Origin of the sequence: Sorangium sp. So ce375 (genome assembly GCF_051473855.1) — a bacterium.
Taxonomy (GTDB): Bacteria; Myxococcota_A; Polyangia; order Polyangiales; family Polyangiaceae; genus Sorangium.
The window spans coordinates 9441610-9467619 of record NZ_CP150335.1 but is presented as its reverse complement, the minus strand read 5'-3'; the positions used below and the strand labels follow the sequence as shown (position 1 = coordinate 9467619).

18 protein-coding genes are annotated in these 26010 nt (G+C 71.7%); 10 read left to right on the top strand and 8 right to left on the bottom strand.

Features of this window, described 5'->3' with window-relative positions; genetic code table 11:
• Positions 1-30 precede the first annotated feature (30 nt).
• From WME90_RS35320 to WME90_RS35310, 3 genes are read left to right on the top strand one after another with little or no spacing between them, the layout of a single operon-like run.
• Positions 31-1416: a sigma 54-interacting transcriptional regulator gene (locus WME90_RS35320; protein WP_437276459.1), complete on the top strand. Its 1386-nt coding sequence runs from the start codon at positions 31-33 to the stop codon at positions 1414-1416.
• On the top strand, positions 1416-4589 hold the full coding sequence (locus WME90_RS35315) for a CHAT domain-containing protein (protein WP_437276458.1): 3174 nt from the start codon (positions 1416-1418) through the stop codon (positions 4587-4589). The genes WME90_RS35320 and WME90_RS35315 overlap by 1 nt, the downstream gene beginning before the upstream one ends.
• 4 nt (positions 4590-4593) lie before the next feature.
• On the top strand, positions 4594-4965 hold the full coding sequence (locus tag WME90_RS35310; protein ID WP_437276457.1) for a hypothetical protein: 372 nt from the start codon (positions 4594-4596) through the stop codon (positions 4963-4965).
• Between the two features lie 12 nt (positions 4966-4977).
• Here WME90_RS35310 and WME90_RS35305 read toward each other — a convergent pair whose 3' ends face one another.
• Both WME90_RS35305 and WME90_RS35300 read right to left on the bottom strand, forming a co-directional pair.
• Positions 4978-8607, bottom strand: a complete 3630-nt coding sequence (locus WME90_RS35305) for a protein kinase domain-containing protein (RefSeq protein WP_437276456.1) — start codon at positions 8605-8607, stop codon at positions 4978-4980.
• A gap of 190 nt (positions 8608-8797) precedes the next feature.
• Complete coding sequence (locus WME90_RS35300; RefSeq protein ID WP_437276455.1) at positions 8798-10057, bottom strand: S1 family peptidase; 1260 nt, start codon at positions 10055-10057, stop codon at positions 8798-8800.
• A gap of 582 nt (positions 10058-10639) precedes the next feature.
• Between WME90_RS35300 and WME90_RS35295 the strand changes: the two genes are divergently transcribed.
• Positions 10640-11635, top strand: a complete 996-nt coding sequence (locus tag WME90_RS35295; RefSeq protein WP_437276454.1) for a hypothetical protein — start codon at positions 10640-10642, stop codon at positions 11633-11635.
• Between the two features lie 347 nt (positions 11636-11982).
• Complete coding sequence (locus WME90_RS35290; RefSeq protein ID WP_437276453.1) at positions 11983-12918, top strand: hypothetical protein; 936 nt, start codon at positions 11983-11985, stop codon at positions 12916-12918.
• Positions 12919-12937: 19 nt separating this feature from the next.
• On the opposite strand, the gene WME90_RS35285 is transcribed toward WME90_RS35290, so the two are convergent.
• Positions 12938-13288: a 4Fe-4S binding protein gene (locus WME90_RS35285; protein WP_437276452.1), complete on the bottom strand. Its 351-nt coding sequence runs from the start codon at positions 13286-13288 to the stop codon at positions 12938-12940.
• Between the two features lie 63 nt (positions 13289-13351).
• A complete protein-coding gene (locus WME90_RS35280; protein ID WP_437276451.1) occupies positions 13352-13501 on the bottom strand; it encodes a hypothetical protein in 150 nt (49 codons plus the stop codon).
• A gap of 114 nt (positions 13502-13615) precedes the next feature.
• Here WME90_RS35280 and WME90_RS35275 point away from each other — a divergent pair, with 114 nt between their 5' ends.
• Positions 13616-15253: a hypothetical protein gene (locus WME90_RS35275; protein WP_437276450.1), complete on the top strand. Its 1638-nt coding sequence runs from the start codon at positions 13616-13618 to the stop codon at positions 15251-15253.
• 50 nt (positions 15254-15303) lie between these two features.
• Entirely contained in the window at positions 15304-16092 is a 789-nt protein-coding gene (locus WME90_RS35270) for a hypothetical protein (protein WP_437276449.1), read from the top strand.
• 377 nt (positions 16093-16469) lie between these two features.
• Here the strand turns inward: WME90_RS35270 and WME90_RS35265 are convergent, their stop codons facing one another.
• From WME90_RS35265 to WME90_RS35255, 3 genes are all read right to left on the bottom strand, one after another.
• Positions 16470-18326 (bottom strand): glycoside hydrolase family 15 protein, encoded by a 1857-nt coding sequence (locus WME90_RS35265; protein ID WP_437283702.1) that lies wholly within the window; start codon positions 18324-18326, stop codon positions 16470-16472.
• 390 nt (positions 18327-18716) lie between these two features.
• Positions 18717-19235, bottom strand: a complete 519-nt coding sequence (locus WME90_RS35260; protein WP_437276448.1) for a hypothetical protein — start codon at positions 19233-19235, stop codon at positions 18717-18719.
• Positions 19236-19667: 432 nt separating this feature from the next.
• The gene (locus WME90_RS35255) at positions 19668-20312 is read right to left on the bottom strand and encodes a Mut7-C RNAse domain-containing protein (protein ID WP_437276447.1); all 645 of its coding nucleotides are present in this window, start codon (positions 20310-20312) and stop codon (positions 19668-19670) included.
• 128 nt (positions 20313-20440) lie between these two features.
• Here WME90_RS35255 and WME90_RS35250 point away from each other — a divergent pair, with 128 nt between their 5' ends.
• The gene (locus WME90_RS35250) at positions 20441-21409 is read left to right on the top strand and encodes a matrixin family metalloprotease (protein WP_437276446.1); all 969 of its coding nucleotides are present in this window, start codon (positions 20441-20443) and stop codon (positions 21407-21409) included.
• 819 nt (positions 21410-22228) lie between these two features.
• Positions 22229-22660: a hypothetical protein gene (locus WME90_RS35245; protein WP_437276445.1), complete on the top strand. Its 432-nt coding sequence runs from the start codon at positions 22229-22231 to the stop codon at positions 22658-22660.
• 237 nt (positions 22661-22897) lie between these two features.
• On the opposite strand, the gene WME90_RS35240 is transcribed toward WME90_RS35245, so the two are convergent.
• The gene (locus WME90_RS35240) at positions 22898-23629 is read right to left on the bottom strand and encodes a transposase (RefSeq protein ID WP_437283701.1); all 732 of its coding nucleotides are present in this window, start codon (positions 23627-23629) and stop codon (positions 22898-22900) included.
• 585 nt (positions 23630-24214) lie between these two features.
• Between WME90_RS35240 and WME90_RS35235 the strand changes: the two genes are divergently transcribed.
• Positions 24215-25024, top strand: a complete 810-nt coding sequence (locus tag WME90_RS35235; RefSeq protein WP_437276444.1) for a hypothetical protein — start codon at positions 24215-24217, stop codon at positions 25022-25024.
• Positions 25025-26010: the final 986 nt, after the last annotated feature.

The window sequence follows — 26010 nt, the reverse complement described above, 5'->3', positions numbered from 1 at the left end:
TCGCGGGGCGATCCACGTACCGTCGGGTGCATGAAGCCAGCCAGGGACGAGCCCGAGCCCTGCACGCTCACGAGCGTGGACCGAGATCGCTCGCTCCGCCTGCCCTCCCTCCGTGTCCGCGTCACCTCGCCGCAAGGGCACGTGGCAGAGGCGCTCCTCGACATGAGCCCTGTGAGCGTCGGGACCGGTCCGGATTGCACCCTGGTCGTCCCCGACGCCCGGGTCTCACGCCGGCACTGCGAGCTGCGGCTCACGCCCGAGGGGATCTTCCTCCGCGATCTCGGCAGCAAGAACGGCACGCTGCTCGGCCAGACGGCCATCCTGGAGGCGCGCCTCGCGCCCCGGGCGGCCGTGCTCATCGGCGACTCGGAGCTCGTCGTCCACCCGGCTGGCGAGCCCCGGCTCGTGCCGATGTCGCCGACTGGCACGTTCGGCGGCGCCATCGGCAGGAGCTTCGCCATGCGCGCGCTCTTCGCCAAGCTCGAGCGCGCCGCCGCCACGGATCAGACCATCCTCCTGCTCGGCGAGTCCGGGACCGGCAAGGAGGTGCTGGCCAGGGCCATCCACGAGAACAGCCCGCGCAAAGGCGGGCCTTTCGTCGTCTTCGACTGCGGCGCGACCACGGCCAACCTGGTCGAGTCCGAGCTGTTCGGCCATACCCGCGGCGCGTTCACCGGCGCCCAGACGGCGCACGCCGGGCTGCTCGAGGAGGCGAGCGGCGGCACGCTGTTCATCGACGAGATCGGCGAGCTGCCGCTCGAGCTCCAGCCCAAGCTGCTGCGGGCGCTGGAGGCGCGCCAGATCCGGCGGCTCGGCGCCAGCGATTTCCGGCCGTTCGACGCGCGCATCATCGCCGCCACGCACAGGAACCTGCGCGCCCGGGCGGCGGAGGGGCAGTTCCGCGAGGACCTCTATTACCGGCTCGCCGTCGTCGAGGTGCAGGTCCCGGCGCTGCGCGAGCGCAAGGACGATCTGCCCGCCCTGGTGGAGCGCTTCCTCGCCGCGCACAGCCCGCCTCGCTCCCTGGCCGATCTGCCGCCGAACGCCCTCGCGCTGCTCGCCGCCCACGACTGGCCGGGCAACGTGCGCGAGCTGCGCAACGTGGTCGCGCGCCTGCTCCTGTTTCCCGAGGCGGTCGACGAGCTGCTCCGGCCGCTCAAGGAGGGAGCCGCGGCGGCGCGGCCGACCGCCCCGGCACCCGGGCCCGCGGCGGCGCGCCTGGACCCGCTGATGGAGATGCCGCTGCTCGACGCCCGCGAGATGGTGATAGAGCAGTTCGAGAGGAGCTATCTGACCGCCTGGCTGAGCCGCCACAAAGGCAACATCTCGCGCGCGGCCGGCGCCATGGGCGTGTCGAGGCAGCTCGTCCACAAGCTCCTCGACAAGCACGGAATCCGGCCGAAAGGGGAGCTCTGATGCCGGCGTCTCGCGGTGACAGGCGGGGCGCCGCCGTCCGCCGCGCGCCGTGGCTCGCGGCGAGCGCGGCGCTGCTGCTCGCGCTCTCGCCCGGCGTCGCCGCGGCGCAGGGCCCGGCGGGGCTCAACGCCGCGCTGAACGAGGCGGACGCCGCGCACCACGGGACGGAGCGGCTCTTCGAGGAGGAGCGGCTCGCCGAGGCCCTCGCGCTCGCCGAGCGCGACGTCGCCCTGCACGAGAAGGTCGTCGCCCTCTACAAGGGCCGGCTGCCGAGGCAGCACACCCCGGCCACGCCGTCGCCCGAGCAGCTCCTCGCAGGGGCGCTCGATCAGCTCGGATGGGTCCTGATCGAGCTGGGCCAGCACCGGCGCGCCGAGGAGGTGTTCGCGCGCGCGCACGCCATCTACGGGCGCATCCTCGTCGCCGGCGACGAGGAGCTCGGGGGCCTGGCGATCGCCGGGCTCGCGCGCCTCGCGGCCATCCGCGGCGACGGCGCCGCCGCCGAGGGGCTGCGGCGCGAGATCGGCGCGTTCGACGACCTGCTCGGCAGCCCGTTCCCGTGCCTCGCCTACAGCGAGGTCGGCCGCCTGTTCGCGATGAGGGCAGAGTACGACGTGGCCGAGGCCATGCTCAGGCTCGCCGCGGAGCGCTATCAGGGCAAGAACGCCCTGCAGGCCGAGCTGCTCCGCAACCTGGCCGATCTGGCCCTGGAGAGGGGAGAGCCCGACGCCGCCGAGCCGCTGCTCGTCGAGGCGCTCGAGACCGCCAGCGCCCGCGCGCGCTCCGCCGGTACGCCGAGCCCGCGCCTCGCCCGCGTCCTCGACAGCCTGGGCCGCCTCCACCTGGCGATCGGCCGCCCCGACCGCGCCGTGCAGGCGTTTGCGCGGGCGCTCGCGTTCCAGGAGCAGGCGCTCGGCCCCGGGCACCTGGCGGCCGCCGAGTCGCTCGACGGCCTCGCGCTCGGACACATGCAGCGCGGCGAGCCGGCGCGGGCCGCGCCGCTGCTCGATCGCGCGCTCGCCATCCGCGAAAAGGTGCTCGGGCCGGGGCACCCGGCCACCGCCGCGCTGCGCCTGCACCTCGGCGACCTGCGGCGCTCGACCGGCGACGACGGCGCCGCCGCCGCGCTCTACCAGCGAACGCAGGCCGATCTCGAGGAGGCGTCGGGGCCGGATCACCCCGCCGTGGCCGAGGCGCTGCTGCGGCGCGCCGCCCTGGCCCGCGGCGGCGGCCGGCCCGATCCGGGGCTCTCGGAGGCGCTCTCCCGGCGGGCCCTCGCGATCCTCGAGAAGGTCTTCGGCCCCGCGCACCCCAGGGTGGCCGAGGCGCTCGATGCGCTCGCCGAGGGCCACCTGCGCGCAGGGGACATCCCGAGCGCGGCGCAGGCCCTCGCGCGGAGCACGGAGATCCGCGACCGCCGCGCCGCGGCGTTGCTCACGGACAGCTCCGAGGAGCAGAAGCTCGCCGCCGTGGAGGCGCTGCGCGGCCAGACCGACCTCGTCCTGGCGCTGCCCGCGGCGGCGTCGCCGCAGGGCGGCGCCGCGGTGGACCTGGCGCTCACCACGATCCTGCGGCGCAAGGGCCGCGCCCTCGACGCGCTGGCGACGAGCCGCGCCGCCGTGCGCGATCGGCAGAGGCCGGAGGACGCGCGCCTGCTCCGCGAGCTCGTGGCGATCCAGGGCGCGATCGTCGACGCCATCGTGCGCGGCCCGGGCGCGGTGCCGGCCGCGGAGCACGACGCCGCGCTGGCCGAGCTGGAGCGCCAGAAGGCCCGGCTCGAGGCGGAGCTGGGCAAGCGCGGCGCGACCGTCGCGCGCGACGACCGGCTGGTGACGCTCGCCGAGGTGAAGGCGGCGATCCCGGAGGACGCGGCGCTCGTCGAGATGATCGTGCGCCGTCCCGTGGGCGAGGCCGCGGAGGCCCCACGCCTCGCCGCGTACGTGCTGCGCCGGCGCGGCGCCGCCCGCTTCGTGGATCTCGGCGAGGCGCGCGCCGCCTTTGGCCTGGTGGACGAGCTGCGCCAGGCGCTGGCGAGCCCGCAGCGCGATCCGGCGCCGGCCGCGCGGGCGCTCGACGAGCGCACGCTGCGGCCGCTGCGGCCGCTCCTTGGCGACGCCCGCCGGATCCTGATCAGCCCGGACGGGGAGCTCAACCTGATCCCGTTCGGCGCCTTGCTCGACGAGGGCGGGCGCTCGCTGATCGAGCGCTTCACCTTCACCTACCTGTCGAGCGGGCGCGACCTGGTGCGCTTCCTCCACGATGAGACGCCGCCGGATCCCGGTCCGGCTGCGGTGCTGATCGGCGCGCCCGACTTCGGCGATCCCGATCGGCAGCGCTCGCGTTACCGCCCGGGGGCCAGCGCCGATTGGGTCGAGCTCGGCGACATCCGCTTCCGCCCGCTGCCCGGCACGGCCGAGGAGATCGCGGCGATCGGCGCGGTGATCCCGGGCGCGAAGGCGCTCACCGGCGCCGCGGCGAGCGAGGAGGCCGTGCAGGCCGTAGCGCACCCGCGCATCCTCCACATCGCCACGCACGGCTTCTTCCTGCCGCCCGTCGTCGCGTCGGCTGGGCGGGCCCTCGAGAGCCCGCTGCTGCGCGGCGGCCTGGCGCTGGCGACGGCCAACCAGCCGGTCCCGGGGCGAGAGGACGGGATCTTGACCGCGCTCGAGCTGGCCGGCCTGGACCTCTATGGAACACGGCTCGTGGTGCTCTCGGCCTGCGAGACCGGGGTCGGCGCGGCCCGCAGCGGCGATGGCGTGTACGGCCTGCGGCGCGCGGTGCTGATGGCGGGGGCCCAGACCCTCGTGATGAGCCTGTGGAAGATCAGCGATCAGGAGACGCGCGATCTGATGGTGGACTACCACCGCCGGCTCCAGGGCGGCGGCGGGCGCAGCGAGGCGCTGCGCGAGGCCGCGCTTTCGGTGCGCGCCGCGCGCGGCAATCAGCACCCCTTCTACTGGGCGGGCTTCATCAGCGCCGGAGACGGGTCGAGCCTCGATGGCAAGGACGTCCCGCCGCGGCCGGCGCCGCCCCCGCCGGTCGCGCCCGGCCCGCGCGGCTGCGCCTGCGCCCTCGACCCGGGATCGGGCGGCGGCGCGGCCGCCCTCGCGCTCGCCACGCTCCTGCTCGGGTGCCTGCGCCGGCGCCGCCAGCGCGGGGACAGGCGTGCGTGAGCCCTTGCGCACGAAGAAAGAAAAGAAGGAAAACGGTGCGATGAAAAGCAACCTGAGACGCTCAGTTGTATTTTTGATCACTGTCGTTCTCGCCGCGTGCAGCTCCGCCCCGCCGCCCGATGCGCCGAAATCGCCCGACAGCGCCGTGGCGCCCGACGGCGCGGCTGCACCCGACGGCGCGGCTGCACCCGACGGCGCGGCTGCACCCGACGGCGCGGCCGCGCCCGCGGCGCGCGGCGTCGTCGACGAGTGCGCGTGGCCGGCCGGCACCCCCGCCGAACCGCCGCCGGCCTGCCCGACCGGGTGCTTCTGGAGCGAGAAGGACAAGGCGTGCAAGCCGGATCGCGGGGTGATCGTGCCCCAGCGCCCGCGCTGACCTGCCGCCGTCTCAGCCCGTGGCGGCCGGCTCCGGGCGCTGCCCGAGCCACGTCCGCGCCTCATCCATCAGCTTCTGCGTCAGCTCGCGCAGCGTCACATCCGCGGCCAGCGCCTCGGCGAGCGCCCGCGCCACCTCCTCGGGCGGCGCGGCGCCGCGCCGGGCCAGGTGCAGCGTCTCCCAGAGGTCGGCGCAGAGCACCCGATCGCGCTCTCGGTGCTGCTCGGCCACGCGGCGCGCCGCCCGCGCGTCCGCCAGGGCCTCGCTGCTCATCCCCATGCTGGCGAGCAGCTCGGCGCGCCGGAGCAGGGTCAGCGAGAGCATCGCGTCGCCGCGCCCCTCCTGCAGCTCGACCGCCTCGTTGGCGCAGCGCAGCGCCGCGCCGGCCTCACCGCAGCGCCGCAGCGCCTCCGCCCGAAGCGACAGCGCCACGCCGCGCAGCGCCGGATCGCCGGCCTCGGTCGACAGCGCCGCGGCGCGCTCCGCCACGTCCGCCGCCTCCGCCGCGCGGCCGGCGCGCAGCAGGAAGGCCGCGAGGTTCTGCAGGAGCAGCCGGCGCTGCGCCCGCATGCCGTAGCGCTCGGCCCGCGAGACGAGCCCGTAAAGCCGCTCGATGGCCGCCGCGAGCCGGCCGAGCTCGGCCTCGACCACCGCGAGATCGCCGTCGATCTCGATCTGCCGCCACACCGAGGCGCTGGCCGCCGAGAGCTCGAGCGCGCGCTTCAGATCGGCGTCGGCGAGCTCGAGGTCGCAGCGATCGGCCGCGTAATCGAGCTCGAACCGCAGCACGCGCGCCGAGAGCTCCAGGCCGGGGTCGCAGCGCGCCGAGAGCTCGACCGCCTCCCCGGCCAGCGCCATGGCGCGAGGCCCGCGCGCCACCCCGGCGAGGGCCATCCGCGCCTCGCAGCGCAGCCGCTCGTCGCCGAGCGCGTCGGCGTCGGCCAGCAGCGGCTCGTCGCCGGCGCTCGCCTCGTGCAGCCCACGGCTCACCTCCAGCCGGTAGATGCGCCGCCGCAGGCCCGCGGCGCTCGCCGGGGCGAGCGCGCTCGCCGCCGCGCCGGGCCGCTCCAGCCGCTGCCTCGCCTCCTCGAAGGCGCGCCCTCGCAGCAGCACGCGCACGACGTCGAGCTCGATCGCGGCGCGCTCGCAGGGATCGTCGGTCATCGCCGCCAGCCTATCGCCGAGCCCGGCTGCTTCCTCGAAGAGCCCGGCCGCGAAGGCCGCATCCATGGCCCGCCGCAGCCAGGCCCGCGCCGACGCGACGGCGCCGAGCTTCTCGTAGCCGGCGGCCAGGAACGCGGCGTCCGCGGCGGCGCCCGGGCCCTCGGCGATGGCGTCCAGGAGCGCCCGGTGCAGCCGCGGGAACCAGGGGCGCTTGCGCGCCACGCCGAGCACCGCCTGACGCACCATCTCCTGCCCGAAGCCGATCTCCGGCGGCTCCCCCGACACGGTGAGCATCCCGGCCTCGACCCAGGCGTGCACGGCGCTCTCGAGCAGATCGTCGCTGGCCACCACCCGGTACAGGACCTCGACGCCGAGGCCGCCGCCGTACAGCGCGATCGCGGCCAGGGCGCGCAGCCCCGCGCGCTCGGCGTCGCTGCCCGGCTCGAAGTAGCTCGCGAGGCGGTCCTCGACGAGCTCTGCGACGCCGGGCACCTGCTCGTCGAGCGCGCGCCCGCCCGCCGCGTGCAGCACGCCGTCCCGCCACGTGATGGCGCCCGTCTCGCGCCACGCCAAGAGCGCGTGCACCGCGAAGAAGGGCACCCCGCCGGAGCCCTGCGCCACCGCCCGCGCGAGCTCCGGCGAGAGCGGCGCGATCGCGTGCGCCAGCCGCTCGGAGTCGGGCTCGTCCAGCCGCTCGAGCGCGAGGTGCTTGATCCCGGGCCGGATCCTGGAGCGCACAGCCCCGAGCAAGGCGCGCAGCTTCGGCGATGGGCTCGGCTCGTTGCGGGCCGCGGCGAGCACGAGCAGCCGCGCCGGGTCGCCGCCCGCGGCCTGCTCGGCGAGCAGCGAGAGGAGGCGCAGCGTCGTCGGGTCGGCCCACTGGAGATCGTCGAGCGCGAGCAGCAGCGGCTCGGCGGCGGCGCGGAGCAGCGCCGCCTCGACCCCCTCGAGCGCGCTGTCCGCGTCGCCGGCGCTGGGCAGCGCGGCCGGCGCGAGTGCCCGATCCACGGCGTCGGAGAGCTGGGCGAGGGCCGCGCGGCCGCCGGGCGGCAGCGTGTCGAGGGCGCGGCGCAGCGGCCGCAGCGGGCTCCGCCGCTCGGGCGAGCAGCTGCCGCGCAGCACGCGCTCCGCCGGCAGACCGGCCGCGTCGATCCCGGCCTGCAGCACGCGGGTGCGGCCGAGCCCGAGCGGACCGGTGATCACCACGAAGCGCGCCCCGTCGGCGATCCGATCCGCGGCGTGCGCCAGCGCCGACAGCGCCGCCTGCCGAGCGATGAGCGGCGGGTGAACCTTGATCTCGGGGGCCTCGGCGCGGGAGATGGTGCGCGCCGGAGGGGCGTTTGCCCGGGAGACGGTGTGCGCTCCAAGGGCGCTGGACCGAGAGGCGGTGTGCGGCCCAGGGGCGTTTGCCCGGGCGACCGTGGGCGCCGCGCGGGCGGCAGCGCCGGAGGCCGTGGCGGGCGAGGGGCCGGCGGGCGGCGGCGCGGCCGGCGCGCTCGCCACCTCGGGAGGCGCCGCCGCACGCGCCCCCGACGGCGGATTGCGCAGCGCGGGCGTCGCCGCCGGCGCCGGGCCGCCGCCGGCTCGCAGCGTGCGCGCGACACGCTCGGCGGCCTGCCCCTCGTGCGGCGCGAACGGCGCCAGCGCGGCGGCGAGCGCGGCCACGTCGGGGGGGCGCTCCGATGGGTCCTCCCGCAGGCAGCGCAGCACGGCGGCCTCCAGCTCCGGCGGGGTGCCGGGGCGGGCCTCGGCCAGCGGCGCCGGGCCGCGCTGGATGGCCGCGCAGACGTCGAGCAGCGACTGCCCGGGGAAGGGGGGCGCCCCGCTGAGCAGCCGGTAGAGCACGGCGCCCAGCGCCCAGATGTCCGAGCGGGCGTCGGCGGCGCGCGCCGAGCGCATCTGCTCCGGGGCCATGTAGAGGGCGGTGCCCAGCACCGCGAACGTGCTCGTGAGCTGCTCGCCGGCGGCCGCGGTCGCGGCGGCGGGCGTGTGCTTCGCGATCCCGAAATCGATCACCTTCACGAGCTCGGAGCCGTCGGCCCGCCGCGCCAGGAACAGGTTCCCGGGCTTCACGTCGCGGTGCACGATGCCCTGTGCGTGCGCCTCGGCCAGGCCCTCGCACGCTTGCAGCACATACCCCACCGCGACCTCGATCGGCGGCGGCCCGTGCGCCCGCAGCAGCGCGCCGAGATCGCAGCCGTCGAGCAGCTCGAAGACCAGGAATGGATCCCCGGCGTCGAGGAAGCCGAGATCGTAGACGCGGGCCACGTGCTCGCCGCGCAGCGCCGCCGTCGCCCGCCCCTCGCGCAGGAAGCGCTCCCGCGCCGCCGCGTCGACCAGCGCGTCGCGGCGCAGCAGCTTGATCGCGACCTGATTCCCGAGGTGCAGGTGGCGCGCGGCCATCACCACGCCCATCCCGCCCTGGCCGAGCACGCGCTCGACGCGGTATCTGCCGGCGACGACGTCTCCGAGGCTCACCGGTGCGCTCATGGGCTTCGCGGCGCCCGAGTATAGCGCCGAGCGAGCGCGCCAGCTCGGCCTTGTGTTCAAGGCCGCTGTGCGGCCGCGGCCAGCGCGCGGAGCGCCGCTCGCCGGGCGCGGATTGGGCCGTGCTCGCGCGGTGATCCCCGCGCGAGACGGCGTTCACGCGGCGGCGGCTCGCTCGCTGCTACTTCGCGTGCAAGACATTGACGTTCAGCACCGACTCGGCGGCTCGGATGCCCTGGTAGAGGCTATCGCACTCGCTGTATCCGGCCACCTGGAGCCCGTAGGCGACGTGCGACGCGTACATCGGCGCGCCGCTGTCGCCGCCGGTCCCGCAGAACGACCCCCGGCCCAGGTGGTGCACGGTCACTCCACCGTACGTGGCGGTGACCCCGAGCTGGGTGACATACCCGCAGTCGCTGCGACCGTAGTAGGCGCCGGTCGTGCAGATTCGCATGCCCAGCACGCTCTTCTTGTCGGAGGTGATCTTGTACGTGGTGTTGGTCGTGGTGTCCGGCCCGCTCGTGACATAGACCCACGGCTCCGCGTCCCACCCCGCCGGGTTCTTGATGCGCAAGATCGACATGTCACCGCCGCCGTTCCACTCCCAGTGCCACACAGGGCCGACCACATGGCTGGAGCTGTCCGTGAAGCGGGTCGACCAGTCGTCGTAGTTCTCGTACGCGCAGTGCCCGGCGGTGAACTGATAGAGCACGTCGTCCACCTTGCTCTTGGCGATGAACGCCCCGGTGCAGCCCGTGCCGGAGTTGGTGATCTTGATGCCGCCGCGCAGCGGCGCATCGCAATAGGGATAGACGCAGGCGCGCGCCGTGGCGCGGCCGGCGTATCGGCCGACCACGACCATGTCGCCGAGCTGCTTCTGCGCGGCGGCGACCAGCTCGCGCTGGGCGTCGGTCAGCGGGCCGTCGGCTGGTACCTGCAGCTCGACCGCGCCGAGATCCGTGCGCAGGCCGGCGGTCAGGGTCGCGGCCGCGCCGTCGTTGACCTTCTCGATCTGGGCGCCGAGCCAGTCGTTGGCGCGGTCGAGCTCCGCCATGGAGCGGCGCACCTGGAGGATGTCGTACCCCTCCGTCAGACCGATCTTCCGGGCCACCTCCTGCACTGCAGCGACCGTGTCGGTGCCGAGCTTGCCAGCCACGCCGACCATGATCCGGTCGCGGCGCGCCGCGTCGATCCAGACGCCGCCGAACTGGTCACCCAGAGCGGCGCCGACCTGCTCGTCGAGGTCCCCCGCGAGCGCCTGCCAGCCGAGCCGCTGCTGCGCTTCGGCGTACGAGATGCCACGCTCGCGGGCGAACGCCGCCGCTTCCCCGTCCACCTCGACCAGGATGGCGGAGGGCGGAGAGGATAGTCCGCTGGGAGCGAGGTGGTCTTCCAAGACAGCGTCGTCCTGTGAAGGCTCCGTGTCAGGATCAAACGTCATGCATCCTGCGAACAGCGCCATCATGACGGGCATGGCGAGCCAATGGAGGGACAGCGTGGTCTTTCTATCGCGGTCGTACATGGTCATCTCCGTTCTCGAACACGGACTCGGGCGGCGAGGCGCGACGTGGCTCCGCCGGTGAGGCCGTCCAGGGGTTCCGGTGGAAGCTCGCTGCGCGACACGCGCGTTCGCCGCGGATCGACCGCCGGCTGCCACCGGCGATCCTGCGGCGCCCGTCCGAGGTGCGCAGCGCGACCCGCTGAATTGCAACGGGTGTGCCGCTGAATAACAGCCGGTGCGCCGCGATCTTGCTGCGGGCAACCCCCGGCCGCTGGAGGGGTGAGCCGCCATGCCTGGAGGCTATGGCCTCCAGGCCACGGCCTTCATCCCGTGACATCACTCCACCGGCGCCCTCCCGGGCGTGAGCTCGACGACGACGGAGCCCGACGGATCTCCTTGTCGCCCCGCCGGAGCCCGCGGGGCGGCCCGACGCCCCCCGACGCCGAGGCCCGACGCTGCAGCACGAGACCGCCTCCGGGATCTGTTGCGATCCCCTGGCCGCCGTCTAGAATCAACGCTGCAATGAACAAATTCTTTTACAAATCAAATATCATCGTCGCTGGTCTCTCCCTCGCGCTCGGCGTGGTCGCCTGCGGAGAAGACGACAGCTCGGCAAACGAGACCGGGTCGGGCGGCGGGGCGACCACCGGGTCGGGCGGCGGGGCGACCACCGGCGCCGGCGGCGGGGCGACTTCCGGATCGACCTCGGCGTCGGGCGGCGGGGTGACCACGGCGTCGGGCGGCGATCCCAATCCGGATCCCGCGAACGCGCGGACCTTCGACCACCGGCACGCGAGCCTCGACGGTATCCCGGCGAGCTGCGTCGACGCGCTCAAGTCGGGGGACTTCGTCTTCCATTATGCCCATCGCTCGCACGGCTTCCAGCTCATCGTCGGCGCCGAGAGCATCGAGGCGAAGACGCCTGCCTACGGCTTCGCGAAGGAGTATTGCGACGTTCCGCAGCAGACGGACGTCTTCCTGATGTGGGACGGGATGATCGACACCGACCTCGTCCCGGGCGAGGAGTACTGGGCGACCGAGGCCGGGATCAACGACGTGCGCACCATCCTGGGCGAGCACCCGGAGATCCGGTACTCGATGTGGGCGTGGTCCACGGAGATCTCCGAGCAGACCGAGGAGAGCGTGCAGCTGTACCTCGACGTGCTCGACGCGCTCGGGCAGGAGTTCCCGGACGTGACCTTCATCTACATGACGGGGCCCGGTGACGAGGAGTACAACGGCGTGAACCGCGCGGAGCGCAACCAGCAGATCCGCGATTTCTGCCGGGATCATGGGAAGATCCTTTATGACTTCGAGGACCTCGATGTCCACGCGGAGGGCGAGCGCCACACCACGACCGTAGACGGCGTCGAGATCCCGATGCAGCACCCGCGTTACGATGTGGACACGTCCGGCAACACGGAATACGAGCACACCCACACGACCCAGGGCAGCTGCGAGATCAAGGCCATGGCCTTCTGGCGCATGATGGCCGAGCTCGAGGGGTGCGCGCAGTAGCCGCCGAGGCCGCCGGGCATGGCCGCGCCCCGCTGGGTCGGGCGCGGCGCGCCCTGCTGTCGTGAGCTGCTCGCGCTCGGCCAGCCCGCCGATTTTTTCTTCGCGCCCACGCCCGCGCGCCGCGGCCGAGCGCCGCGCGGGCTGGCGCTCGGCCGCGGCGACGTCCCCGGGAGCCGCTGTCTTTCCTGTCGGTTTAGTCCCGGTTTCCGGCGGAGGACTCCGCCGGATCGCATCGCTCACGCCTTGCAGGCCGCCTTGCGTCCATGCTACTCGCCTGTCGCACAGGCATGCTCCCCCGCGCGCGCCCCGCGCAGGGGCGCCGCCTGGCAGCCGATCGGAGGCGGGCCATGGAAAGCGCGATACCGCTCGGGAAGAAGCAGATCATCGACGGCCAGCTGCGGGTCTACTACTACGGTTACTGGATCAAGGCCTACGAGGCGCCGGCCGACACCCTGCTCGCGAAGAAGCGCCTCATCGAGGCGCTGACGCGGCGCCTGTTCAACCACGTCGAGCACGGCATCAACGTCCCGGGAAGACGGCTGGACGAGGCGCGGCTCGCCTTCGAGTCGGAGACCGATCCGCAGCGGAAGCGCGTCAAAGGCGCCATGCTCGCCGGTGCGATCTTCAATCGAGCGACGGACATCTTCACCAAGCTCGTCGAGATCCAGGAGCTCGGCGTCACCATCGAGCCCGACAACGCCCTGATGCGCGAGTGCGGAGAGCACCTCCTCGAGGCGCTGACGCTCGGGAAGATGGTGCTCCACCGCAGCGGGGAGGAGGGGCTCGACGAGCTCTGGGGCGAGCCCTTCAAGGCGTTCTCGTTCCCGATCGAGGCGTTCTACAACAGCCGATATGTCAAGATCGCCCAGAGCATGAGGGCGATCGACGGCATTCGCGACGCGATGATCGACACCTTCGCCGGCTCGCCGATGTTCTCGGGGCTGGACCGCCTGGCCCGCGAGTTCGCGCACGCGGCCAAGGTCAAGTGTGAGACGCTGCGCACCGACGACGATATCTTCGAGGTCTGGACGTCGTTCGTCGTATCGGCGGAGAAAGTCGCCGCCTTCCAGCCGCTGCTCGGCGCGGACGCCTCACCCCATGAGCGGGAGCAGGCGGCCCGGGGGGTCGAGCTGATCGTCCGCGGCAAGAACGTGATCTCGTACATCACGCGCGCGCGCGTGCCGATGCCCAAGACCACGGGCGAGCTCCTCGAGCGGTACGAGCGTTACCGCGCCACGTACGGCGCCGCGCCCGCGTCCGGGTCCGCGCGCAGCGTCGCCTGAGCGCGCGGGCCGGCGGCGCTCACCCCGCGCCCTGCGCCGCCACGAGCCGGATGGCCTTCTCGGGACAGGCGACGACGCAGAGGCCGCACGCCTGGCACTGCGCCGCGTTCGGCGTGAGCGCGGTCTTCCGGCCGTGGACGAGCGACTTGAGCTTTCCGAGCGGCGAGAGGGCGTCGAAATCAGCGCTCGATATGCGGGCGATCTCGAAGACCTGATAAGGGCACACCTCGACGCAATCGCCCTTCGCCTCGCACCGGCTCCGGTTCACCACGGGCCGGAAGGCGCCGGGCTCGGCCCGGCACTGCTCGCCCGGCTGGTCCGGGTGCGACGCGGCGCGACGCGCCTTCTCCTTGTTCAACGATCCTGTCATGTGCGTGCCTCGCGGTGCCGCGCGCGGCGCTCAGCGCAGGCGCGCCGCCTTTGGAAGGGGCTATCAGCTCCCCCCGCGCCGGTCAACGAGGCGCGGCCGGCGGATCGCCGTCGCCGGCGAGCTCGTCGGCACGTCGGCGCCGCGGCCGCCCGAGAACAGATGGCCGTTCGACTCGGGGCGGGTCGCGGCCGCCGCGAGCGCAGAGGCTCTCACGCTCATGAGCCTCGGCGGAGCGGTGTTGTGGGCAGGCGTCCGACATCTCGCCTGTCTGTTGTGGTGGAACGTTTCCGTTGACGCTGGGGCGCGCGTCTCTGGTAAGACGAGTCGATGAAGTATGCTTTGGTGCTTTCGGGGGCTCTCTCCATCGGTCTCTCCTCGCTTCACGCGAGCGCGCTGGTCACGCAGCCGAACGGCAGCGTCATGCCGCGGGACTCGATGAACAACGAGGTCCAGCTCTATACCCTGTTTACCAACCGGGGAGAGGCGCTGGACTACCGGGCCGACGGGAGCACCACGCCGTCCACGTTCTCGCCGCTCTGCGGCTTCACGGCGGAGCTGGTGCTCCGCCAGACCGGGTCTCGCCTCGGGGTCGGCTGGTACAACGTCGACCCCGCGGCCACGGCGCCGCCGGCGCTCGGTGACATCCACGAGATCGTCCCCGCCGGCTCCGGCGTCGGCACCATCATCACCGCCGCGGACATCCGGAACGATCCCGCCTATGCGAACGGGCAGATCGGCTTCGCGCTCATCGGCGCGCAGCTCCACTACTCCGAGCAGCGGTGGAATCAGGTGTGCACGGGGTGCGACACGCCCGGGCCCTGGGTCACCGCGGTCATCTACGCCTCGACGGTGACGCCGAACGCCTTTTACGTCGCCTTCGAGGACGGCAGCGTCGGCCCGGATCCCGGCGACTTCAACAACGATGGCGACTACAACGATTACGTCTACTTCTTCAGCGGCCTCACGTGCACCGGCGGCGGCGAGCCGTGCGACACCAAGCTGCCCGGCGTGTGCGCGCCAGGGGTGACCCAGTGCGCGGCGGACGGGCTCACCTGCCAGGGGCTCGTGCCGTCCTCGCAGGAGAGCTGCGACGGGCTCGACAACGACTGCAACGGCGTCACCGACGAAGGCGAGCTCTGCCCGCCGGAGCACGTCTGCGACCGGGGCGTGTGCGTGCAGGCGTGCGGCCGGGGCGAGTTCGCGTGCCCCTCGGAGAAGGCGTGCAACGCCGCGGGGTTCTGTGTCGAGCCAGCGTGCGCCGAGGTCGTCTGTGACGCGGGGGAGGTGTGCGTCGGCGGGCGGTGCCGCGCGCCGTGTGATGGAGTGGAGTGCCCCTCCCCGACGGTGTGCCGTGTCGGGGTCTGCGTCGACCCGTGCAGCAACGTGACGTGCGAGGAGGGCACGGTCTGCGACGGCGGCGTGTGCAAGCCGGAGTGCCCGTGTACGCCGTGCCCGAGCGGCCGCGCGTGCGAGGAGGAGAGCGGGCTTTGCCGGGAGTCGGCCTGCGTCGGCGTCGCGTGCCCGCCTGGCCAGCGCTGCGACGCTGGCGCGTGCGTGGACTCGTGCGCTGGCGCGGTGTGCCCGAGCGGGCAGACCTGCGCCGCGGGCGCCTGCGTGGAGGACACGAGCACGACAGCGGCCAGCGCGGCCGCAGGCTCGACGGGCGCTGGCCTGGACTCCGGCGCAGGCAGCGGCCTCCCGGAGCCGGTCAGCAGCGGCGCCACGGGCGGCAGCGGCGGTGCCGGCGGTGGTTCCGGCGGGGCGGCTTCGGGCGGCTCCGGCGGGGCGGCCGCGGGCGGCTCGGGCGCGGACGGCGGCTGCGGCTGCATCGTGGCTGGCGCGCGCGGCTCGGTCGGAGCGCCGCTCGCGGCGATCGCGCTGGCGCTGGCCGGCGCGATCCGCCGGCGGCAGCGCGGCGGCGCTTCCGCGAAGGGCGCGGCGCCTCAGGGATCGGCGGGGACATGACACGGCCGTGGCCGCTCCTCGCCGGCGAGCGGTCATGGCATAGTCCGTTCATGAGATATGAGCTCCTTGGCTCGGTGCTGTGCGGACTCCTCCTCGCCGCCTGCAGCGATGACGACAACGTGTCGCCGGTCGGAGCCGGCGGCGCGGGCGGCGCGGGCGGCAGCGCGAGCAGCAGCGCTGGCGGCGCGACCGGCGACGGCGGAGGAGGAAGCGGAGGCGCGGCGCCGGTCGCCTGCGGAGGGAGCGCGGGAGCGACCTGCGGCGAGGCGGAGTACTGCGCGACGCCCGACACGACGTGCGCCGAAGACGCGCAGGGCGAATGCATGGTGAGGCCGAGGGTCGGGGAATGTCCGGACGACTGCCCGGGGGTCTGCGGGTGCGATCATCGTACCTATTGCAACGAGTGCATGGCGCACGCGGCCGGGGTGAGCGCGTCGACGGACGCGTCCTGCGCCAGCGCGGATTACGTGATCGGCGATCGCGACCGTGTCTACGTGCACCACGCCGACCTGCAGAACCATCGGTGTCTGACGATCTGGATCGCCGCGTTCGCCGACAGCGATCCGCTCTATGCCGGGATCGAGCTGAAGCAGTTCTGGGGCGTGCTGGACGTGGCGCTCACCGATCAGATGAGCGATTGCACAGAGCCGGGCATGCCGCCCCTCGACGAGCGCGCGTATGCCGTGACCGGGGCCACCGGGACGATGACGTGGGAGCCTGAGCCGGTCACCGACATCCCGTGCATCATCGACATGGATATCACCGTCACGCTCGACGGGGAGCCCGGGACCGTGCGCTTCCAGGAGACCGGCGTGGTCGTCGACAACACGTGCCTCTAGCGCACCAAGCGTATCCAACGCTAGAGCGACGAACAGGATGAAAATTTTATAAATTCAATTGGTTGCGAAGCCCGGCGATCCGCCGGGGAGAGCTCCAAGGGCAAGGGAACGCGGGGAAGATAAAACCGCAAGGACGCAAGGGGCGCAACAGATGAGGGATGAGATATTTTCCTGTCTTCCCCTTGCGCCCCTCGCGCCCTTGCGGTTCTTCTTCTCTTCTGTTGATTTTCCAGAGACTCTAATGTGATCGGTGTTCTGGCTCCGTGCGTCGGTCTTCTGCGGAGCCATCGATCGGTCGACGAGCGACTTCCTGAACTGCGCGTGTCGGGTGCGGGTGAGCCCTGCGAGCGGCCCCACGGGACGCCGTCTCCCGGCACCTACGCCGCGGATGGCAAGGACACTTCCTTCCCGGCTCTCCTTGCCTCGATGATGTGCGCGGTGTTGACGAGCCCGATGTGAGAGAACGCCTGTGGAAAATTGCCGAGCTGGCGGCGCAGCTCGGGGCTGTACTCCTCGGCGAGCAGGCCGACATCATTGCCGAGGGAGACCAAGCGATCGAGGAGCGCCTCCGCCTCGTCGAGGCGACCGACCATCGCGTAGTTGTCGGCGAGCCAGAAGCTGCAGATAAGGAAGGTCCCTTCGTGCCCCTGCAGACCGTCCACCCCCGTTTCGGTCGCGTAGCGCAGGACGAGGCCATCCCGGGTGAGGCCCTTCTCGATCGCCGCGACGGTGGACAGCATGCGGGGATCATCGGCGGGTAGGAAGCCCATGTGCGGGATCAGGAGCACGCTGGCGTCGAGGGCTTCCGAGCCGTACGATTGAGTGAAGGCGCCGACGCCCGTGTTGAATCCGCGCTCGAGCAGGTCGAGGCGGATCTCCTCGCGCAACGCGCGCCAGCGCTGGATCCGCTTCTCCAGTCGATGCTGTCCGCCTACACCGAACTCCTCGATCATGCGTACGGCGCGATCCACTGCCACCCAGGCCATCAGCTTCGAGTGCGTGAAGTGCAGCTGCTTCGCCGAGCGTACCTCCCAGATGCCTTCGTCCGGCCGCTGCCAGGATTTCTCGACGAAGTCCACGATCTCCACGATGGGGTCCCACGTGTGCGGCAGATCCGGCAGGCCGTGCGCGTGGGCGTCGTAGAGCGTGTTGAGCACCTCGCCGTAGACGTCGAGTTGAAATTGATCGTAGGCGCCGTTGCCGATCCGCACCGGCCTCGACTCCTCGTATCCCGGGAGCCACGGCAGCTCGATCTCGGTGAGCCGAGGCTCCCCGGCCACGCCGTACATGATCTGCAGCTGCGCGGGAGCCCCGGCGACAGCGCGCATGAGCCAGTCGCGCCAAGCCTGAGCTTCCTCGAGGTACCCGCCGCGCATCAGGGCGTCGAGCGTGAGCGTGGAGTCGCGCAACCAGCAGTAGCGATAGTCCCAGTTGCGAACGCCGCCGAGGTCCTCCGGCAAGGACGTGGTCGGCGCCGCCACGATGCCGCCCGTAGGCGCATAGGTGAGCGCCTTCAGCGTAAGGAGCGACCGCACGACGGCGTCACGCCAGCGGCCTTGGTAGCGACAGCGGCCCGCCCACTCTCGCCAGTGACGCTCGGTTCGCGTGAGCTCCTGCTCCGCGTCGACGGGGTGGGCCGGCGCGTCTTCATGCGACGGGTAGAACGTGAGGGTGAACGGCAGGCGCTGGCCCGCGCGGACGACGAAGTTCGTCTCCAATCGGGCGGCGTTCCAGTCGGGGTCGAGCGACGCTGGGCTGCTGAACGCGAGCGCGGCGGGCCCAGACGTGAGCGTCGCTCGGCCTCCGTCACACCGGATCCACGGGATCACGCGGCCGTAGCCGAACCGCGCCCTCAGATCGGAGTGCATCGCGACTTCGCCCTCGATTCCTTCGACGATCCGGATGACGTCGTGGGCCCCGTCGACGAGCCGGGTGGCGTCGTGCGCGCCGACGCCTGGGGGCATGAAGTCGATCAGGCGCGCGCGGCCGCTCGCACAGACGAACTCGGTCTCGAGGACCAGCGTGTCCCGCCGATAGCGCCGCTCCAGGCTTCGTATCGTCGTGGCTGGCCGGATCGTCCAGTAGCCGTGGTCGTCGCGTCCGAGCAGCTTCGCGAAACACGCGTCAGAGTCGATGCGTGGCAGGCAGAGCCAGTCGAGCGAGCCGTAACGCGAGACCAGACCGACCGTGGTCGTGTCACCGATGAGACCGTAGTGTTCGAGCGGAGCTGACATGATCACAATATGCATGTTCATGCCTGGACCGCAATCCTGGAGCCGAGCGTTCGCTGCCCAGATTGCCTGATTCGAACTGCGTCCATAGCGCAATGTCAGAGCGCGTTTGCTCGCTCATGATCCAAATGGGCGATCCGGCAGTTCCTGTCGAGCTCGGGGAGATTCGATTTCTCGAAATCCCTGGGCGCTGGGGCAGGAGCGTCGCCTTCGGTCGAGCGCGTCCGGAGGCGAGGTCGAGAGCGGCGCGAGGGGTCCGGGGGCCGAGGGAGCTCGGAGCAGCTCGAGCCCACGTGACGGCGACTCGCTCTGCCCGCAGGAAGTCCGGACAGAGAGGGTCGGACTCCTGCGCCGCTCCGCGAGAGCGCCCCTGCGGGTATACGAGGCGCGGAGCTACAGGGGGAGCCTGACATCGTGCGTGGCCGAGAGGAGAGCCGACACCACGGAGAGCTCGTAGAGCAGCATGGAAACGACCATCGTGGCCGTGCCGACGCGATATGCGTGCGTCTTGCGATCGCGATAGATGAGATTGCTGAGGAGCCACGCCGGCACGTCGTCTCCTCGCTGATCCGTGATCCAACGAATATGGAGCACGCCCACCACGATGATGGTGGCCGCAAGGAGCGCCATGCCGCCACCGAGGAGCAGCGCCGCCTGTTCGAGGCGCGCGGGCCGGGGAATCATGAACAGCTGGAGGATGCTCGTCGTCGTGATGAGGACCCCGCAGATCCCGAGCAGCACCGAGGCGCGCGCGTGCATCATCTGGAACTGCCGGTCCAGCATGGTGCTGAGCTGCTCGTAGTTATCGCCGTAGATTCGCAGGATTCGCTCGCACTCGTCGCGCCGGCGCTCCTCGCCGGGCCGGCGCCGAGCACCACCGTCCGGCGCTCGCTTCGCACACGGTTCGCTCATGAGACTTCCCGCGCTGGTAGGGGGCAGGCTGCGACGATCCGGGGTACCGTCGCCGTGCGAACCGTCCATGCGACGTGCCTGGGTATGTGGCAAGCCCACAGGGAAAAGATCGACTCGACGGTCGGGCGAGCGACCTAGGCGTCGGGCCCGTCTGAAGTCTCGCCAGGGATGGCCCACCATGGCACCGGGCGGGAGGTCGGGCCGAACAGCTCGGTGAGGGATTTCGCACCGGGATGGGCGGAGAGAGGTCCATGAAGATCACAGCCGCTGCATGGAGCGTGCTGCTGTCCTCTCCGGCCTGGGGTGTGGAGAGGAGCCGTTCGCCCCACCGTGCGCGGAGGTGGCACCTGCGATCCAGCCCTCGGCCGCGCCGCCGGCGGTCGGGGCGGGCGCCTCAGCGAGGCCGGGTCGGAAGGCGTGCTCGGAGGCGCGTCACGGCGGAGGCTTTCGGCTGCCCGGCGGTGGAGCCGGGGCCTCGGTCGTCGTGTCGGTCGCGGCGGCGGCACCGGCCGCGGCGGCCACGCCGGCGACGATGCCAACCCAGTGGCCGCCCTTCCACAGGACCTTGCCGCAGCGGTCGCACCGCCAGAACTCGTGGTGGCGATCCGCCACCACGGCCGGCACCGCGTCCCTGACTGTCTCCTTCGGGGCCGCCGTGAGCGCTCCGCCGCACGCCATGCAGCGCGGGTCCCGCACGGGTAGCCCGAGCTCCCGCAGCACGAAGCCCGCTTGCTCTGTCGGCCGCAGCCCGCGCGGCACGTAGAGCCCGCGCACGGCCGCGGTGCGAAGGGAGCGCCGCTCGAACACGCCGGCGTCGGAGCTCAGCAGCACACGGCCGGTCTGCTGCGCGAGGCGCACGAGGTCGCCGTCGTCGATGCCGTGCTCGAACATGGCGTCGTAGCCTGCGCCGCGCAGCCAGCGCGACAGGCCGCCCAGCATCGCGTCGCACAGGAAGCTCGGCGTCGCCGTGCCGCCCTGCGCCGGAGCCGCGCCGCCCTGGGCCGCCGCGCCGCCCTGCGCCGGAGCCGCGCCGCCCTGCGCCGGATCGGCTCTGCCGCCCGCCTCACCCACGAGCACGCCCCATCGCGCTCAGGATGGCGGAAGGCCGGCGGGCCGCAAGGGCGCCGCCGGCGAAATCCCCACGCGCCCGCCGCGCGCTGCTACCGTCGGCGTACGGTCCACCGATCGTGGAGGAGTCGATGTCGATGAAGCGTGCAAGGTGCTCCTGTGTAGCGGCCGCGCTCGCCGTGCTCGCGAGCGCGCAGCAGGCGTCGGCCTACTGCCGCTCGAACTCCTGCAAGAGGTCGGAGCTCTGCCTCCAGGACGACCAGCCGGTCGGCGATTGCAAGCCGCTCCGCTGGGCGGGCGATTGCATCGGCTTCAGCATCCAGGAGGACGCGTCGAGCGAGATCTCCTACCAGGAGATCTCCGACGTGCTCGACGCCGCGTTCGACACGTGGATGCAGGCGCCCTGCGAAGGGGGAACGCCGGGGCTCCGCGTCCAGAACCTCGGGCCCGTCGCCTGTGGAGCGGTGGAGCTCAACGCGAGGGACGGCAAGACCAGGATCGTCGACGGCCTCGTGCCCGGCAACGCCAACGTGGTTGTCTTTCGCGATCTGGAGTGGCTCGCGGCCGCGGGACACAACACCGAGATGCTCGCGCTCACGACGGTGCAGTTCGACAGGAAGACAGGTGAGCTCTGGGGGGCCGACATGGAGATCAACTCCGATCTCTACGATTTCACCGTCGGGGACGACTCCGCCGCGCCGAGGGAAGATCTCCTCGCCATCGTCACGCACGAGGCCGGGCATTTCCTTGGCCTCGACCACTCCTTGGCGGGCCCCGAGGCGACCATGCACTCCAGGTACGACAGGTCGGATCCGATGAACTTCCGGACGCTGCACGACGATGACATCGCGGGCATCTGCCAGATCTACCCTCCTCGCGATCTCTCCACGTCGACCTGCAACCCCATCCCTCCGCACGGGTTCTCGCCCGAGTGCGCCGACGACCAGCGGGTCCGCTGCAGCGTGGCGCCCCCCGCCGCCGGCGGCCCGGGCTGGCGCGCCCCGCTCGTCGCCATGGCGATCGGCGCAGCCGCCTGGCTCCGCGCCGTCGGGCGCCCCCGCGCCGGCGAGCGCGGCCGGCGTGAGGCCCGCCGTGGCCGACGTTAGGCGCCCCGCGGCCGGCGAGCGCGGCCGGCGTGAGGCCCGCCGTGGCCGACGTTAGGCGCCCCGCGGCCGGCGTGAGGGGCCCCGCGCTGGCTCCGTGTGTCAGAAATCCCGCCAGGATTTCTGGGACGGTGAGGCGGAGGCGGAAGAAATATCAATAATTTCAATCTGTTCTGTCTGATTCGCGGCCGGGTTGCTCGCCGGCGTGGCTCAACGCGGGCCCAACAGGGCGTTACCACCACCAAGCAGCCGAAGGGGCTAGCGGAGTGCCGTAGAGTGCCCTCGGACGGACGCGCCACAGCAGGAAACCCCGCGGAAACACGCGCCACGCGCTGTGTTTAGGGTTCCCCGCCCCCTTTTCAGGGGGCAGGCGAGGGAGAGGGGACACTGACGAGTAGAGAGGGCGGAGCAGGGGACTCTCCCGATAGAGGCGCTAGGTTCGTCCGCCATGGCCTTCTGCTGCAGGTCCTCGGACGTGACGATCCTCTGCGGCTCGCTGCTGTGCGCGTCGTCGTACAAGACCTACCTGCCGCCCAGCCGGGCAGGCCCCTTCGAGCCACGTCTCGAAGCCCATTGGCGTGCTCGCGCTCGACGTCGCATCGTCGCTCGCTGGCTGGGCAGCACAGGCGCCCAGCGCGACGGCAAGCATCGGCCCAACCGTTTCGGGACATCGGGGGCGATCGCTCCACGGCTGTCCTCGTCGCAACCTTCGCCGAGCCCGGAAAAGCCTTGCTGGTGAGATTTTCCATCCTAATCTCGTGCTCCGCGGACCGGGGAAACGGTCGATGATAGTCCTGGAGCCGCCATCGAGAGGGGAATGTCATGAACAAATTCGCGCGCCTCACTGCCGTCTCGCTCGCCCTCGCCGCGACCGTGGTGCCGTGGTCGGACCTCCGGGCCCAGACCTCCGGTGTCACCATCGCTCCGGTCGCACAGTTCCTCAACGCCACCCAGATTCTGATCCAGGGGACAGTCCCCTGTAGCCAGATCGGCGCCTCCGTCAATTTGATGATGAGCGTCGCCCAGAACATCAACGGTCCGAACGGCGTCACTGGCACCGGCTTCCCGGGCATCACGTGCACCGTCATCGGCCCGCAACCGTTCAGCGCCGTCGTGTCGACGCCATTCTTCGATGGCACTACATTCCACACCGGCAAGGCGTACGTGGTCGCCGAGGGGTTCGAGACCTTCTGTAACCCCGGCTGCAACAGCTTCGCGCTGTTTGGCTCCGCGGACGTGCAGGTCAAGAAATAGTCTCGCGCCGAGCGCGACTGGCGTGATGGGCGCGAGGCCATGATCCTCGAGCCGGGCCTGAAGTCGCCGGAGCGATGGCGCTCGAAGATCCCGAGCCGCTTCATCTCGGCCGCCGATGATCTCTCGATTCCGCTGGCTGGATGAGCGTCGTGGATCGGACCGACGCCGCCGACTCCGCTCCCGTAGCGGGGACCGGAGCGGCGCCTTCACTCTACGTTCTCGCGTGCGCCCGATCGCTCACTTTGGCCACCCTCCCGGGACTCTTGCGACCACCGCCCCCGGAGCCCCCGCGGCGTTTACCACGATCCTGCGCCGCCCGCGTCGGCCGCCTCCACGTCGGCGCAGCAGCGGAACCCGAGGTGGTAGTTCTCGTGGCTCTCTGCCGTCGCGAGATGCTGGTGGCGTTCGCCTGTGTGGGAGGTCACCGAAGGCGCCCGAATAGGCAGACCTGGTCGATCCGCTTCGGTTGACCTGTCGACTCGTTGTTGGGCTGGCAGGCTGTAACTTCACGAGACGCTCGAGCGCATGCGTGTGTTTCATTATCCGCCCGACGTGCTCGAGCAACTGCGCACGGCTTGGGACACGCCCGCCTGGCACGAACCGGAGCCAGCGTGGTGTAGACAATATTACACAGTCGGCGCGTCGCCACACGTAGCCGTCGAGGTAATCGCGGGTGTTGCTCAGCAGGGCCTTCATGGTTCGGCAGCGGTGGTTGCAGGTGACGTTGGCGTGTAGGTCTTGCCATAGTCGCTCGATCCGATTGGCGTCAGGGCAGTAGGGTGGCAGGAAGTGCAAGAGGTTGCGGCCGCCCAGCTCGTCGAGGACGCGGCGGGTGGCGCGCGCCGAGTGAATCCCGTAGTTGTCGACGACGAGGTGGGTACGCGTTGCGTCGGCGTAGCGCTCCGCCAAGAGGCGAAGGAGCTCGCAGAACAGCTCGGCGCTTTTGCGTGCGAGGCCCGTCGTGTGCAGCGTTCTGGCCGAACGCCACGTGCTGGTCGATCTTCGGCGACGCGGCGCGCTCGCCCGACGCCAACATGATCCCCTTCAATCCGGCCGTCGATGTGATCCGCAACCAGCTCAAGGAGAGACGGTGTCGGCTCCGCGACCCCCCACGTAGAGGCCAAGGCGCCGCAGCAGCCGGGTGCTCGGCGGGCGTCGACCATGAAGACGTCGAGCCGTTACCGGTCACGCGTCCACCTGCGTCATCGCCGTTTTGATGGCCATGGTCCCTGAAAACTGGCACCACGGGCCCGGCGCGGGCGAGCGCGCGCGTCCCGCGTCTCCGGCCAAGCTCGCGGCGCGGGTCGCGCGCGACGATGGGGCGCGTCCAGCGCGAACGGCGCCGCCGGCACGACGTTCCGCGCACGCTCCGGGGAGGCCGCGCCGGCGCCGGAAACGGGTTGCGCGGCGTCGCTCGCCCTGCAACGTTTGCCGCGCCTTCGTCGGCGGGTCAGACCGCTGCGAGGCGCTCCCTGCGGGGCTCGTGACGAGCCGCGCGCGCGTCGCCGCCTTCACGGTCCCGCACGACCGGGGTCATCGACACGAGGTGACGACATGAACGGATCCCTCTCGAAGATCGCGACAGCGCTCGCCGCGAGCGTATCCATCACACTGTATCTCGCGCGAGACGCGCGGGCGGAGCCACCGAACGACAACATCGCCGACGCCATCACGATCCCGGCGCTGCCTTTCTCGTATGAGCAGGACACGACAGGCGCCGCAGAGGGCACGGCCCCTTGCACCTTCGGTCCGACGGTGTGGTTCCAGTTCACCTCGCCGACGGACACGTACGTCTCCGTCGACGTGGGCGCTGCCGGCGAGTACTTCGTGAGCGTGTTCCAGACCTCGGACGTCGAGGACATCAACAATAACATCGTGTGCCTGAACGCCTTCGATGGGTTCTGGTTCGCCCAGGCGAACGTGCCCTACTTCATCTCGGCGAGCTCGGTGTTCGGCAACGATCTCGTGCTCTCGGCGACCGCGTACGGCATCAGCATCGACCCGGCGGGCACGTTCGACCCGCACACCGGCAACGCGACGAGCAAGACGACGATGACCTGCGGGGAGACGTCGACCTTCTTCATCGCCGGTCCCGGGGGCACCCTCCCCCCGTCCGGCACCACGGTGACGCAGAAAGTGGGACGCCTCGTCATCGAGGGTACCTCGAACAACGGGGCCCCGGCCTTCGGCACCTGCGGTCCAGGGCAACCGTTCTCGTTCAGCACGATCGTCGGTCCCCCGGACTCCAACGGCGTCTATCGCGGCGGGAACGCCGAGGTCTCGGTCACGGCCAACTTCCAGATCGGCGTCTCCCCCTTCGGGACGATGTCCACGAGCGCCACGGTGAAGCTCAAGCCTCACTGAAGCGCCTTCCGCGAGGCCGGCACCTCGTCCGCGCTCCCCAGGCGCTGAGCACCGGGAGACGCTCACCATCTGACGTCAGGGATCGACGACGGCAACCGGTACCGGGCTATTCGTCGTGGCGTCGTTCCCCAGATTGCCCTTGCCGTCGTCGCCCCGGCACTTAATGGATTTGCGCGGGCTATCCTCTCATCGTCTGGCTCGCTTTCGGCCTGCTAGCGCTGGTTCTCGCCTGCTCCGGTCCTGTGCCACCTCGGCTGCCATCTCCGACAGTGCCGGCCAAGGTCAAGACGGTTCGGTCTCCGCGGATCTCCGCACCTGTCCTATCCGGGCGCCTCGTGAACGCGGGTTGCTACCGTCGGCGCGACCTTTCTCTCCCCTCCGGTGCTGGCACCAGGCCGAGCAGCCGACCGATCGCCTCGTGAACGATCCGCGCCGCCTCCTCATCCCCAAGGGCGACGGCGCGGTTCAGGGTGCCGGCGAGCGACGCAACCACGTCGGCTCGATGCGACGGATCGACCATCGCGAACTCCCCGGGCCCGAGGTCCGGCGGTCGGGCCCGGGTTGGGCCCACGCCTCCCGAGGGGGTGCGATCCGCCGTCACACTCTCCCCAAATCCCGGAGGATCCAACGGATCGCGACGGTTCGCCCCCGCGGAACAGTCCCGCCAGAAAAGCCGGTCGATGACGAGCGGTCGCTGGAAACAGCAGCGATTTTTGTAGCTTCCGCCTGCTTCGCCGTCGAGGGCGGCTCCGGTGTGGCCCAACGCGGCGCCCTCTTCCGCCGCGGCACGCTGGCACGCTGGGACATTGGCACGCTGGCACGGGGAGGACGCCGCGCCCCCCGGTGAGCTTCGTTGTGTTCGTCGTTCAGCGAGGCGGGAGCGCGACGCAGCTCCGGCGCCCGCCGCGATCGCCGGCGGAGCGCGAGGCCGGCATGGATCCCGTCACGGGACGTCCATCGGCGACAGGTTGACCGCGTCAGCTGTC

Coding starts and splice junctions, on each gene's coding strand:
- WME90_RS35285 (WP_437276452.1), bottom strand. CDS start 13,288: ATGACAGGATCGTTGAACAAGGAGAAGGCGCGTCGCGCCGCGTCGCAC.
- WME90_RS35260 (WP_437276448.1), bottom strand. CDS start 19,235: ATGAGCGAACCGTGTGCGAAGCGAGCGCCGGACGGTGGTGCTCGGCGC.
- WME90_RS35295 (WP_437276454.1), top strand. CDS start 10,640: ATGAACAAATTCTTTTACAAATCAAATATCATCGTCGCTGGTCTCTCC.
- WME90_RS35300 (WP_437276455.1), bottom strand. CDS start 10,057: ATGACGTTTGATCCTGACACGGAGCCTTCACAGGACGACGCTGTCTTG.
- WME90_RS35290 (WP_437276453.1), top strand. CDS start 11,983: ATGGAAAGCGCGATACCGCTCGGGAAGAAGCAGATCATCGACGGCCAG.
- WME90_RS35275 (WP_437276450.1), top strand. CDS start 13,616: ATGAAGTATGCTTTGGTGCTTTCGGGGGCTCTCTCCATCGGTCTCTCC.
- WME90_RS35270 (WP_437276449.1), top strand. CDS start 15,304: ATGAGATATGAGCTCCTTGGCTCGGTGCTGTGCGGACTCCTCCTCGCC.
- WME90_RS35265 (WP_437283702.1), bottom strand. CDS start 18,326: ATGTCAGCTCCGCTCGAACACTACGGTCTCATCGGTGACACGACCACG.
- WME90_RS35320 (WP_437276459.1), top strand. CDS start 31: ATGAAGCCAGCCAGGGACGAGCCCGAGCCCTGCACGCTCACGAGCGTG.
- WME90_RS35315 (WP_437276458.1), top strand. CDS start 1,416: ATGCCGGCGTCTCGCGGTGACAGGCGGGGCGCCGCCGTCCGCCGCGCG.
- WME90_RS35250 (WP_437276446.1), top strand. CDS start 20,441: ATGAAGCGTGCAAGGTGCTCCTGTGTAGCGGCCGCGCTCGCCGTGCTC.
- WME90_RS35235 (WP_437276444.1), top strand. CDS start 24,215: ATGAACGGATCCCTCTCGAAGATCGCGACAGCGCTCGCCGCGAGCGTA.
- WME90_RS35245 (WP_437276445.1), top strand. CDS start 22,229: ATGAACAAATTCGCGCGCCTCACTGCCGTCTCGCTCGCCCTCGCCGCG.